Source organism: Pedobacter sp. (assembly GCF_965279535.1).
GTDB lineage: Bacteria > Bacteroidota > Bacteroidia > Sphingobacteriales > Sphingobacteriaceae > Pedobacter.
Genome location: NZ_OZ257244.1, coordinates 164,336 through 177,400 on the forward strand (window position 1 = coordinate 164,336; position 13,065 = coordinate 177,400).

A 13,065-nucleotide genomic window follows, 5' to 3' on the forward strand; every position below is an offset into this window, starting at 1 on the left:
TCTAAGATATTGAAGAAGATGAAGAAAATATTACTGTTCACCATGGCATTGTTATCGCTTGCAGCTACTCGCTCGCTTGCACAGCAGGATGCACAATTCAGTCAGTACATGTTTAACGGGATTTACATTAATCCTGCTTATGCAGGTTACAAAGAAGTGCTCAATGTACATGGCTTCTACCGTACACAATGGACCGGTGTTACCGGAGCGCCCAAAACCATGTCATTGGCTGTTGATGCCATTGCAAATAGCGGTAACGTTGGGCTTGCTCTGCAGGTAGCCAGTGATAAGCTGGGCGCACAAGTGAATCAGAGTGTTTATGGAAACTACGCCTACCGCATTCCGATGAATGATGATGGTACTTCCAGATTGGCACTTGGTTTAGGCGTTGGTGTGGTTCAGTTAGGTGTAGATGGCGCTTTGCTAAATCCAAATGATCCCGAACCGAACCAACCCATAGGCATGCAAAGCACCATCGTTCCTGATGCCAGGGCAGGAATCTATTTTGCAAATGATCGCATGTTTGCAGGGTTTTCTGCCGATAATCTTATCGCGCAGTATGTTGATATTGATCGGTACGCATTTATCGCCCAGCCAAAACCTCATTATTATCTTACTGCAGGTTCCCTTTTTCCGATTAATGAAGATTTTCAGATTAAGCCATCGTTTTTACTTAAAGACGATCGAGGAGGCCCGACAAGTCTGGATATCAATGCTTTTCTGATGATTAAGGATGCAGTCTGGATTGGTGGATCATACCGCACAGGTGTTAAATTATATGATAAAAGCTATCTTCAAAAAGATTTAACAAGCAGGAATTCTGCTGTTGCTGCTATCCAGCTTTTCCCTTCCGAGAAAATCAGAATCGGTTATGCTTACGATTTTTCGGTTGGCCCTTTGCAAGGATACAGCGGCGGAACACACGAAATTTCCATTGCCTATTCTTTCATCCCGATTAATGTCAGATTGGCTACGCCAAGGGTATTTTAATAAACGCTCATTTCCTATCTAAACCCGATTATGAAGAAAATTTTACTTAGCATCTGCACCTTCTTCTTGCTCCATATCACTTTTCAAGGCCGTGCACAGTATGTGTTGAAGGAAGCCGATAAACAATATGAACTTTACAATTACAGTAAGGCGGTAGATTTGTACGAACAGGCGTATCAAAAACAAAAAACACTCCACGCAGCAGAGCGCCTGGCCAGTGCCTACGGTTTAATGAATAATTATGTGCAGGCAGAAAGCTGGTATGCCATTGCTTCTAAAATGCCAAACCCTAAACCCGAGTATATTTTAGGCTATGCAAAAGCATTACAAAACAATGCAAAATATAGGGAAGCCAAAGGGCAGTATCTAAATTACATAGCGCTTAAAAAAGATATCCCTGTACAGCTCCAGGAGGTTTGGCTTACTTCCTGCGATTCGGCATTAAAATGGATGAAATATCCAAAATCGGTTGAATTAATTAATCAAAAGGCATTGAATAGCATCCAGTCAGATTGGGGCGCTGTAAAATTTAAGGAGGGGGTTGTGTTTACCTCTGATCGCACCAATACAGACCTTGAATCCAAAGAAAGTACACCCTTTCTAAAATTCGATGGTGCTAAAAAGCCAAATAAGAAAATTTATGGCTGGACAGGTAATGGCTATCTTAAGTTGTATTTTAAATCTGCTGCAACAGCAGATATTCAATTATTTCCCATTAGAACAGGAACAAATTATCATGTCGGATCAGCAAGTTTTACTGCCGATTATAAAACCATGTATTTTACTTTAACACGTATTCCTGATGAGTTGGAAAAGCTAAAAAATAAACCCAGCACTGTAAATGTAGAAATTTATAGCAGCGCACAGGATGCAGACGGCAATTGGACTGAACCTGTATCGTTTCCTTATAATAACGTAAATGCATATTCTGTTGGCGATCCTTTTATTACAACTGATGGAGAAAGCCTGTATTTTGCATCAAACATGCCCGGCGGAAAAGGAGGGACAGACGTATACGTTTGTGAGAAAACGGATAAAGGAGACTGGGGGAAACCCATTAATCTGAAAGAAATCAATACTGCAGGAAATGAACGAAGTCCTGTTTTTGACAGTAAAAATAATTTTTATTTTTCGAGCGATGGTTATGTAGGCATGGGAGGACTGGATGTTTTCAGGGCCTGGAGAGCAGGCGGAAGCATTGGTAAAATAGAGAATATGGGATATCCTTTTAACTCTCCGCAAGACGATTTCGGTTTTAGTCTGAATGATAGCGGAGGGATTGTTTACCTATCCTCTAACCGCAGTAATGGATTAGGCAATGACGATATTTATACTATTGATCAAAAACAGATTTTAGCATTTAAGTTAACCGGTAGGGTATTGGATAAGAAAACCAATGAGCCTGTTGCTGCGGCCTTGGTTACCCTTGCTAAAGTTAATGGCTCAACAATTAAAGCAGAAACAGATGATAATGGTGCTTATCAGTTTTCTTTGTCGAAAGAATCAGAATACAACCTTTCAGCAGATAAAACAGGTTACCGTTCGGATGTGGAGAATTTAGCCACTATCGGACTAGCGAGTTCAGAGGTGTTGGTTCAGGATCTTTACCTGGAGCAGATTGAAATCAACAAAGCCATCAGACTGGAAAACATTTATTATGATTTTGACCAATGGAATATCAGGCCAGATGCTGCGGTAGAATTGGATAAGCTGGTCAGGATCATGAACGAAAACCCTACGATATGGATTGAATTAGGATCGCATACTGATAGTAGAGGTAAAGATACTTACAACCTGAAACTTTCTCAGCAGAGAGCAGAGTCGGCCGTTCAATATATCATTTCAAAAGGGATTAATAAAAACCGCATCACTGCGAAAGGCTATGGTGAAACACAATTGTTAAACCAATGTGCTAATGGCATCGAATGTACCGATGTAGCACATCAGCTAAACAGAAGAACTGAATTTAAGATCGTTAAGCAATAGCGCTTTCTAACACCTGATTATTTTTTAGTAGTGCCCGGACAATATGTCCGGGCATTTTTTATTTGTAATTTACTAAAAATGTTAGTAAATTGTGGATAATAAAGGAATGTTATTTGTTTCTTGTGGCTAAAAATATTAGTAAATTTGATCTTAAGAAAATGATGTAGTATTGAATCAGATTGTTTCAGCTACGTAGCCCTGGTTCTCAATGACGGATTTTTTTCATGTTCATGTTCCATGGCTAGCCAGCAATACAGGTACGGTTAAGCTTAGATGCCCTCAGCTGCCTTAGGTGGTTGAATAATGTAAATGGAAGATGGTCGCGCGCGCAACTACCTTTGCGTTCTTGGTGGTGAAAACGGCTTGTCGCCAATAAAACACTCGCTATTGCGAAAAATGATAACAACCCTATTGAAATAGAAAGCAGATGGAAAAGGACAGGCAGATTATTCACATGGATCAGGATGCATTTTTTGTTTCTGTAGAAATGAAGAAAAATCCGGGTTTGATTGGTAAACCGGTAATTATCGGTGGTGGAGGTGATAGGGGGGTAGTCGCATCTTGCAGTTACGAAGCACGTAAATATGGCATTCATTCGGCTATGCCCGGAAGAACTGCAAAGTTACTCTGCCCGCAGGCGATTTTTCTTCGTGGCAACATGGAAGAATACTCCAAAGCTTCGCATGAAATTACCGAAATTATTGCTGAGCGTGTTCCGCTTTTTGAGAAGGCCAGTATTGATGAACACTATATTGACATGACGGGGATGGATCGTTTCTTCGGCTGCATGACTTTTGCAACTGAACTGAGGGAAAAGATCATGAAAGAAACCGGATTACCCATTTCGTTCGGATTATCGGTTAATAAGACTGTAGCTAAAATAGCGACAAATGAATCTAAGCCAGATGGGCATAAGCATGTTCCTTTTCTTGAGGTACAGCCCTTTCTCAATCCTTTAGCCGTTCATAAAATTCCAGGTATAGGGCATGCTACCTATAAAAAGTTGAGTGAAATGGGGGTTCGGCATATCGAAACGCTTACCCAGATTCCGCAACAACTGATGTTTAAAATCCTGGGCCAGCATGGCCTAAGTTTATGGCAAAAGGCCAACGGGATTGATCTGGCCCCGGTGCTGCCTTATCGCGAACGTAAATCAATTGGTACACAGGCAACTTTTGAAAATGATACAATGGATATTGCCAAATTGAAATCGATTATTACAGGTATGGTTACCGGACTTACCTTTCAATTGCGCAATCAGAAGAAGCTTACCGCCTGTATCACAGTAACCATCCGATATACCAATTTTGAAACGGTTACACAGCAGGAACGTATTCCTTATACCTCACTCGATTCTATATTGATCCAAAAGGCACACCATCTATTTGAAAAGGTTTACAGCAAGCGGATGCTGTTACGGTTAATTGGTGTAAAGCTGTCTCATTTGGTAAATGGCTACGAACAAATTGGATTGTACGATGTGTCCGAAGAAGAATATAGCTTATACCAGGCGATGGATAAGGTTCGGAATAACTTCGGAGATGAAGCTGTGGTGAAAGCCTGTATTGTTACACAACCGCCCAGGGATCAAAACAATAAGGTTATTAAATATAATCCACGGAAGAAAAAAATAGCGCTGGATCAAATTACCGAAGAAGGTGAGACAGAAAATGATCATAGAAAACGGTCGAAGATCAGAAGTTTTATGAGCGAAAAAGGGATAATCGGGGCAAAGTCTTACGATTAATATTTAGCCTCGATTGATAAAGATGAACCATTGATAAGCTGAATCATTATGTTTCTAAATGTGCATTCTTCCTATAGCCTGAAATATGGCACACAAAGTATTGAGCAGCTCATTAGTACTGCCAGAGCTTTGGGAATCCACCAAATGGTTTTAACAGATATAAACAACTCTACCGGAGCTGTAGAGTTTGTGCGTGAATGTTACCGGCAAAGTATAGCCCGCGAGGCTGATGAAACACATAAAGGTAATATACCCTATAAACTAAAGCCTGTTGTAGGGATAGAATTCAGGTTTCAGCATCAGCTGCTTTATGTAGGGATTGCCCGAAATAAAGAGGGTATGCGTGAACTTAATGAATTTTTGAGTTACCATAACATTTATAATATTCCTCTGCCCGAATTTCCTCCATACTTCGAAAATGCTTATGTGGTTTATCCTTTTCAGAAGTTTTTTAGAAGACAGCTCAAGGAGAATGAATTTGTGGGCATTGGAAGTAAGCAACTGGGTATTTTATATAACCATCCTCTGTTGTTGCAAAAAAACAAGTTAGTGGTTTGGCATCCGGTTACCGTAAACAATAAATTGGGGTATCGCCTGCACGAATATCTCAGGGCGATAGATTTAAATACGCTTTTGAGCAAAGTTCCAGAAAATCAAAAATGTGAAAAAAGCGAATTTTTAATTCCCGAAAATGAACTGACTAAACAGTTTGAATATTATCCTTTTATTGTAGAAAACACGCAAAAACTTCTCGATAGCTGTGATCTTAGTGTTTATTTTGAGCGGGAAACCCAATCAAAGAATAAGATTCACTATACTAAAACAGGTATTGACGGAGATAAAAAAATGTTGCGAAACCTGGCCTTTGCAGGTTTGAAATACAGGTATGGTAATTACAATGATGAGGTGCTGCAGCGTTTAGAAAAGGAACTGCGGATTATTGAGTTCAAAAATTACTGTGCATATTTTTTAATCACCTTTGATATCATCCGGTATGCCATTAATAAACGTGGCTTTTACCATGTAGGGCGTGGTTCCGGAGCCAACAGTTTGGTGGCTTACTGCTTGCGCATTACCGATGTGGATCCGATAGATCTTGATCTGTATTTCGAACGCTTTCTGCACGAAAAAAGAACCAGTCCACCCGATTTTGATATTGATTTTTCCTGGGATGAGCGTGAAACCATTCAGAAATACATCTTTGAAAGATACCCTAAATGGCACGTAGCTTTCCTGGGTACCATGAGCACCTTTAAGAATCGGGCAATTATTCGCGAAATAGGAAAAGTTTTGGGACTACCCAAGGGAGAGATTGATAGTTTTACTGATCCAACCCGTGAGCGCGAAAACCTCGAAAATACTACTTTTCAAAAACTGCTTGCCGTATATCAGCATATGCAAAATATGCCTAACCAACGCTCTATCCACGCCGGCGGGATTTTGATCTCTGAAGAACCGATCACTTATTATACCGCCCTCGATATGCCGCCCAAAGGCTTTGCAACTGTGCAGTGGGATATGTATGAAGCAGAACAAATTGGTTATGAAAAATTCGATATTTTAAGTCAACGGGGGCTTGGCCATATTCGAGAAGCTGTAGAACTCATTAAAAAAAATAAAAACCTGGAGATCGATATTCACGATTTTAAAACTTTTAAATCAGATGCTAAGCTGAATGGAATTCTAAAGGAAGGACAGCCCATTGGCTGTTTTTATATCGAATCCCCGGCCATGCGCCAGTTATTAAAAAAGCTCAGATGCGATAACTATTTAACCCTTGTGGCTGCAAGTTCCATCATCAGGCCCGGGGTAGCAAGTTCAGGAATGATGAAGGCCTATATCGAACGCTACCATGAACCCGATAAAGTACAGTATCTCTGTGAAGTGATGAAAGAGCAATTGGAGGAAACTTACGGAGTAATGGTTTATCAGGAAGATGTGATTAAAGTTTGTCACTATTTTGCTGGTCTGGATTTGGCAGATGCTGATGTTCTGCGCAAAGCAATGAGTGGTAAATACCGCTCTAAGCTGGCTTTTGACGAACTCGTGAATAAATTTTTCATTTCTGCAAGACAGCAAGGGCATTCAGAAGAATTGATTACAGAAGTATGGAGACAGATTTCATCCTTTGCCGGCTACAGCTTTTCAAAGGCACATTCTGCATCTTTTGCTGTAGAAAGCTATCAGAGCTTGTACCTCAAAACTTACTTCCCGATGGAGTTTATGGTAGCTGTACTTAATAATTATGGCGGGTTTTACAGTAGATGGGTTTATGTGCACGAACTGCAAAAAACAGGTGCCAGGGTACATCTTCCATGCGTTAACCACAGCGATGAAGTAGTGAATATCCATGGAACTCAAGCCTGGCTGGGGTTTATCGGTGTACAGGGACTTGAAGAAAAGAATATCAAAATAATCCCCGAAGAGCGGAGGCAAAATGGTTCCTATCTGGATTTAGAAGATTTCGTAAAACGCACCTGTATTTCTTTAGAACAAGCCATTATCCTCATTCGTTTAGGTGCCCTTAGGTTTACAGGTAAGGATAGGAAAACACTGTTGTGGGATGTGCACAATTACCTTGGATTTAAACAAAAACAAGTCAATCATGCAGAGCTGTTTAAGTTAAGTTATAAAAATTACACCCTTCCGCCTTTAGCAGATTCTGCTCTGGAGAACGCTTACACTGAGCTTGAGCTTTTGGGTTATCCCTTAAATTACAAAATGTTCGATCTGCTTAAAACCGGTTATCGGGGAGAAGTAATGGCGGCAGACCTGCACCTTCATGTGGGTAAAACAGTGAAAATGCTGGGGAATTACGTCTGTGAGAAGACAGTGCATACCATTAAAAATACTAAAATGTGGTTTGGAACTTTTTTAGACGTTCAGGGCGATTTTTTCGACACCACACACTTTCCCAATACCACGCCTGTTTATCCGTTTAAAGGTAAGGGCTGTTACCTGATTTTAGGTAAAGTTGTAGAAGATTTTGGTTTCCCCAGTGTTGAAGTTTTAAAGTTTGCCAAACTGGATGTACAGTTAAGTCCATTGGCAATAGATTAATCATTTAATTAATTATATATGGTCTTAGTCAAAAACAAATTCTCGCTGATTATTGAGCCCAGCAGAGAAGTAATCATGCAGGTGGATTATCAAAAACAAAAACTTGGAAATTTATTAAACGCATGGTATCACAGTAAAAACGCCAAAGCGCACATAACTATTGCAGAATTTTTGGGCCAGCGACCGGGAGCTCGAATCGGTAAGCCATTATTTGGAACATATCCGTAAAACGGAGCAACCTTTTGAGGTTTCTTTCAAAGGACTTAAACATTACGATAATGGAGCTGTATATGTTGCACCACAGCCAGATTCCAGAAAACACCTGGCCGCTTTAATGAAAAGGGTTTTAACAGGTTTTCCAATTCAAACCGATGTCAAAAGTACCGAACCTCACATTAGTATTGGAAGAAAATTAACAGAAGAACAAGTGCTGCTTGCCCTAAAAAAATTATATACCCATTTTTCTTTCAGGTGTGATACTTTACTTTTGAGAAAATTTGATAAAAATAAAAAACAATATCAGCCTTTGGTACGCTTTGAAATGGGTTTTTCGGCAGGTTTAGGCAATTCTCAAATAGGGCTTTTTTCATAATCTGCACACTTATGAGCCGTATTTTAATTAAATACGGCTCATAAATCGCATCTTTTTGAGCCGTATTTTTAGTATATTCGGCTCATGGGATATAATTGGGAAAAAAAAGACTGGCCTAATTTTAGTTTTTCAATTGAAGGAATTGAACAAAAATTATATCAGTTTACTGAGATGATTGGAGAAGTTACAGGTGTGCTTAAAAGCTTGCCTGATAGTGTACGTGAGGAAACCAAGTATGAATTATTAATATCAGAAGCCATGAAAACCTCCGAAATTGAAGGGGCGTTTTTTAGCAGACAGGATGTGATGTCCTCTGTGAAGAACAATTTAGGATTGGGAGAGAAAATGTTGTTCGTTCGGGATAAGCGGGCCTCGGCAATTACAGATTTATTAATTCATGTCAAATATAATTTCCAGGATGAGCTGTCCGTTGCTGAGCTTTGGAAATGGCATGAAATTTTATTTAGAGATGCTAATGGGCTCAATATTGGATGCTGGAGAGAAGGAAGCGCTCCCATGCAAGTTGTGTCTGGCGGGATTGGTATGGAAGAGGTGCATTTTGAGGCACCAAGTTCTAAGAAAGTTCCTTCCGAAATGAAGCGTTTTATCATCTGGTTCAACGATACAGCTCCCGGTAAGAGCAGAGAAATTGTTGATCCCGTTATCAGAGCCGCCATCGCCCATTTATATTTCGAAAGTATCCATCCATTTGAGGATGGAAACGGACGAATAGGCAGAGCGCTTGCAGAAAAAGCATTGTCTCAAACCCTTGGAAGACCGGTATTACTTAGCCTTTCTAAATCTATAGAAGCAAATAAGTCGGCTTATTACAATGCATTAAAAGAAGCGCAGCAAAAAAATGAAATATCAAGCTGGCTTAGCTATTTTGTAACACTTACTTTAAATGCCCAAAAAGAAGCACAGGAACTCATAGATTTTACACTTAGAAAAACTATTTTCTTTGATCATTTTAGGTACAATCTTAATGAACGGCAACTTAAAGTGGTTAATCGGATGTTCGAAGCTGGCCCAGGAGGTTTTGAAGGGGGGATGACGGCAAAAAAATACATGGTAATCGCTAAAACTTCAAAAGCAACAGCAACACGAGATCTTCAGGAACTGATAGATTTGGACGTTTTTAATCATATAGGAGAAAGCAGAGCAATGAAATACGATATTCGGGCAGTTTATGCCATTGCATTTTACCCCTCAACCGAAATTATCAAGGAAGTTGCCGGACTAAAAAATACTTTAAAAAATAAAATCGGTAATTATGCAAGCAGCGATGCAGAGGCACATATTACAATTTCACAGTTGTTTGCCAGCGACAGGGAACTGGATATAGTGAAGAATTGTTTAAGCAGTTGGAGTAAGGGGCAAAAGCCTTTCGAGGTCAAGTTTAATGATATCAAAAAATATGATAATGGCACCTTATTTATTGCGCCAGATGAACATTCAACAAGTGTTTTATCTGCTTATATGAAATCAGTACATAAAAATATTAAAATTAAAGAATTTCATCATACCAAGGCACCTCATATGTCTATAGGCAGAAAACTCTCTGCAGAACATATTGAAACAGCATTTGATATACTTCCAAAAGTGGATTTAAATTTTTGGTGTGATCGCATTTCATTAAGAAAATTAAAGGGAAAACATTTTGAAAGGATTGAGGATTTCGTTTTTTTAAATCAACCGATTAATGAACAGCAAACTCAGCTATTTAACTTATGATTCAGCTTAACGCAGAAATAGAAAAATTCGAAAACATGGGCGAAAAAACAGGCTGGAGCTATGTTTTCATTCCGGAAGCAATAGCCAATCAGATCAAACCCAATAATAAAAAGAGTTTTCGGGTAAAAGGTAAAATTGATCAGGTTCAAATTGCAGGTATGGCTACCATGCCCATGGGGGAGGGTGATTTTATACTTGCCCTCAAAGCTGATCTTAGAAAACAATTGAAAAAAGAAGCAGGTGCCAGGCTGGAGCTTTTTCTGGAAGAAGATAAAGACTTCAAGGTTGAAATGCCCGAAGATCTCGAAATCTGCCTGTCCGATCCGGAACATCTAATGCAAAACTTCCTGAAACAGCCCAAATCACACCAAAACTATTTCATCAACTGGATTAATCAGGCTAAGACAGAAACCACCAGAACCAAAAGAATTGTATTAACCGTAAATGCCATGGATAAACAAATGGATTACGGGCAAATGATTCGCGAGAGTAGAAAGGAGTTTTGAGTTTAGTCCTTAGTCTTAAGTCATGAGTCCCAAGTCTAAATATCGATAAGACAGTTAAACAATTAGACAGTTAAACAGCTCAACCAACAGTTTACCAATTAAACATTACCGCTTGTAGTTCCTGAACCAGCTATTCACCTTCATTTGAATGACGCCTAAAAATGCTTCTCTGAAAATGCGGGTACTCATTTTAGAAGTTCCCTCGGTTCTATCGGTAAAAATGATGGGTACTTCTACAACTTTAAAACCAAACTTAATGGCTGTAAATTTCATTTCAATCTGGAAAGCATAGCCAACAAACTTAATCTTATTAAGCGGAATGGTTTCGAGCACGATTCTTCTGTAGCACTTAAAACCAGCAGTAGCGTCCTGAATATTAATCCGCGTAATAAAGCGAACATACATAGACGCAAAGTACGACATTAAAACCCTGCCCATTGGCCAGTTTACCACATTAACACCTTTAACATACCTCGAGCCAATGGCTACATCTGCGCCATTTACACAAGCTTCACGCAGGCGCGATAAATCATCAGGATTATGCGAAAAATCGGCATCCATTTCGAAAATATAATCATACTTTCTTTCCAGGGCCCACTTAAAACCATAGATATACGCTGTACCCAAACCCTGTTTGCCTGAACGTTCTTCTATAAACAAATGTCCGGCATATTCTTCCTGCAGCGATTTTACAATTTCGGCAGTACCATCTGGAGAGCCATCATCAATGATTAGTACATGAAAAGGTTGTGTAAGTGAAAATACTTTACGTATAATTCTTTCAATATTTTCCTTTTCGTTATAGGTGGGAATGATAACTAGACTGTCTGACACGTTTTGCTTTTTTAAATTTTAAACCCCTGGCCTTGAGCTTTCAGCTTTTAAAGGGGCGAAAGTACGTATTTAATATGAAAAAACCCGTTTCAACATGGCTGAAACGGGTCGAAATCTTTTAAAATGGATGTTTATCGCACTTGTTGCATTAATTTCTTGATCAATGGTGAAATAATGATCAATGCCAGGCCGGCAACCAGCGCATAGATAGCCAGCTGTTTATAACCTTCGGTATAATCCTGTAGCTTTGTCATTAATGATCCGCTTTCTGAAGCAGACATTTCAGCGCCAATTTTTCCTGCTGCAAATTGCCCAAAGGCACTGGCCAGGAACCAAAGGCCCATCATCATTCCAAATAGTCGCTTTGGAGCAAGCTTGGTAATGATAGACATGCCAATAGGACCCAAACACAACTCGGCAAGTGTTACCACCAAATAGGCTAACGTGAAAATGTTTAGTGAGGTAATGCCATTGGCATCAGCAAAAAAACGGGTTGCATAAAATATATAAAATCCACCAGCTAATAGTAAAAATCCAATACCAAATTTAATAACAGTGTTAGGTTCAATTTTTCGCTTGGCCATTAACAGCCAGAGGATGCCTACAATAGGGCTGAAAATAATAACAAATAGAGAGTTTACACTGTTGTTTACCACATTCGGATCAACTGAAAAGAATAAGAGCTGATGGGAGAAATTATCTTTTGCAAATAACGAGAGCGACCCACCGCTTTGTTCGTAAATGGCATTGAAAAGGAAATAACAGAAGATAAAAAGAAATGCTGCCAAAAACTTTAATTTTAACTGTTTTTCAGCTAATCTAAAGGTTTCATAGAGGAAATAAATGATGGCGACCGTTCCTATGGTGTACATGAAATAATCCGTGTATGCGGTATTTCTAACCATGATAAAGATTAGTGGAATACACAGCAATGAACCAATGTAAACCGCTATTTCATAGGTTTTTTGTTTTGTTTTTTCTAAATGCAGGAGCGGTGAGTTACCAATCGGACCTAAATATTTTTTAGTAAAAATAAAGGTGCTTAAACCGAAAGCCATTACCAGAGCTGCTGAGAGAAAGCACAGGTTCCAGGAATAATATTTTCCTAAATAGATGCACAAAGCGCCACCCAAAAAACCTCCAACATTGATGCCCGCATAAAATAAGCCATAACCGGCATCTCTACGGTTATCTTTTTCATGGTAAAGTTCGCCAACCATCGAAGAAATATTCGGTTTAAAAAAACCTGTTCCAATAATAGAAAGCGTAATCCCGATGTAGAAAAGATCGTGAGGGGAGAAGGCCAGAATCAGGTTTCCGATAATCATCAATGAACCTCCCCAAAACAATGATTTTCTAAAACCTAAAATCTTATCGGCAAATATGCCGCCAATAAAAGTAAATGCATATACAAAGGCCTGGATTGCACCATATTGAAGACTTGATTTTTGATCAGATAGGTGTAACTGGTCAACCATGAAAAAAGCGAGAACGCCACGCATGCCGTAAAAGCAGAAACGTTCCCACATCTCAACCAATGATAAATACCACAATTGCTTAGGGTATTTACCATCGAAATTTTGAATCTCCTCAAGAGATAATGTTTTTTCCATTCT

General features: G+C 39.3%; 9 protein-coding genes. 7 read left to right on the forward strand and 2 right to left on the reverse strand.

What is annotated here, in order from left to right:
- Window positions 1-18: 18 nt before the first annotated feature.
- The 7 genes from ACQY77_RS00570 (at window position 19) to ACQY77_RS00600 (ending at window position 10,615) form a co-directional block, all read left to right on the forward strand.
- The gene (locus ACQY77_RS00570; RefSeq protein WP_421939936.1) at window positions 19-990 is read left to right on the forward strand and encodes a type IX secretion system membrane protein PorP/SprF; all 972 of its coding nucleotides are present in this window, start codon (window positions 19-21) and stop codon (window positions 988-990) included.
- A gap of 30 nt (window positions 991-1,020) precedes the next feature.
- A complete protein-coding gene (locus ACQY77_RS00575; protein ID WP_421939935.1) occupies window positions 1,021-2,976 on the forward strand; it encodes an OmpA family protein in 1,956 nt (651 codons plus the stop codon).
- Window positions 2,977-3,403: 427 nt separating this feature from the next.
- Window positions 3,404-4,723 carry a DNA polymerase IV gene (gene dinB / locus ACQY77_RS00580; RefSeq protein ID WP_421939934.1) on the forward strand — a complete coding sequence of 440 codons (1,320 nt, stop codon included), beginning with the start codon at window positions 3,404-3,406 and terminating at the stop codon, window positions 4,721-4,723.
- A 48-nt stretch (window positions 4,724-4,771) separates the two neighbouring features.
- The gene (gene dnaE, locus ACQY77_RS00585) at window positions 4,772-7,783 is read left to right on the forward strand and encodes a DNA polymerase III subunit alpha (protein ID WP_421939933.1); all 3,012 of its coding nucleotides are present in this window, start codon (window positions 4,772-4,774) and stop codon (window positions 7,781-7,783) included.
- A 160-nt stretch (window positions 7,784-7,943) separates the two neighbouring features.
- Window positions 7,944-8,375: a 2'-5' RNA ligase family protein gene (locus tag ACQY77_RS00590; RefSeq protein ID WP_421939932.1), complete on the forward strand. Its 432-nt coding sequence runs from the start codon at window positions 7,944-7,946 to the stop codon at window positions 8,373-8,375.
- Between the two features lie 84 nt (window positions 8,376-8,459).
- On the forward strand, window positions 8,460-10,109 hold the full coding sequence (locus ACQY77_RS00595) for a DUF4172 domain-containing protein (protein ID WP_421939931.1): 1,650 nt from the start codon (window positions 8,460-8,462) through the stop codon (window positions 10,107-10,109).
- Window positions 10,106-10,615: a YdeI/OmpD-associated family protein gene (locus ACQY77_RS00600; RefSeq protein WP_421939930.1), complete on the forward strand. Its 510-nt coding sequence runs from the start codon at window positions 10,106-10,108 to the stop codon at window positions 10,613-10,615. The genes ACQY77_RS00595 and ACQY77_RS00600 overlap by 4 nt, the downstream gene beginning before the upstream one ends.
- 105 nt (window positions 10,616-10,720) lie before the next feature.
- On the opposite strand, the gene ACQY77_RS00605 is transcribed toward ACQY77_RS00600, so the two are convergent.
- Both ACQY77_RS00605 and ACQY77_RS00610 read right to left on the reverse strand, forming a co-directional pair.
- Window positions 10,721-11,449: a polyprenol monophosphomannose synthase gene (locus tag ACQY77_RS00605; protein WP_421939929.1), complete on the reverse strand. Its 729-nt coding sequence runs from the start codon at window positions 11,447-11,449 to the stop codon at window positions 10,721-10,723.
- 131 nt (window positions 11,450-11,580) lie between these two features.
- Complete coding sequence (locus ACQY77_RS00610) at window positions 11,581-13,062, reverse strand: peptide MFS transporter (protein WP_421939928.1); 1,482 nt, start codon at window positions 13,060-13,062, stop codon at window positions 11,581-11,583.
- Window positions 13,063-13,065 lie beyond the last annotated feature (3 nt).

Excerpts from the sequence above, each read along its gene's own strand:
- ACQY77_RS00570 (WP_421939936.1), top strand. The coding sequence starts at position 19 with ATGAAGAAAATATTACTGTTCACCATGGCATTGTTATCGCTTGCAGCT.
- ACQY77_RS00575 (WP_421939935.1), top strand. The coding sequence starts at position 1,021 with ATGAAGAAAATTTTACTTAGCATCTGCACCTTCTTCTTGCTCCATATC.
- dinB (WP_421939934.1), top strand. The coding sequence starts at position 3,404 with ATGGAAAAGGACAGGCAGATTATTCACATGGATCAGGATGCATTTTTT.
- dnaE (WP_421939933.1), top strand. The coding sequence starts at position 4,772 with ATGTTTCTAAATGTGCATTCTTCCTATAGCCTGAAATATGGCACACAA.
- ACQY77_RS00595 (WP_421939931.1), top strand. The coding sequence starts at position 8,460 with ATGGGATATAATTGGGAAAAAAAAGACTGGCCTAATTTTAGTTTTTCA.
- ACQY77_RS00600 (WP_421939930.1), top strand. The coding sequence starts at position 10,106 with ATGATTCAGCTTAACGCAGAAATAGAAAAATTCGAAAACATGGGCGAA.
- ACQY77_RS00610 (WP_421939928.1), bottom strand. The coding sequence starts at position 13,062 with ATGGAAAAAACATTATCTCTTGAGGAGATTCAAAATTTCGATGGTAAA.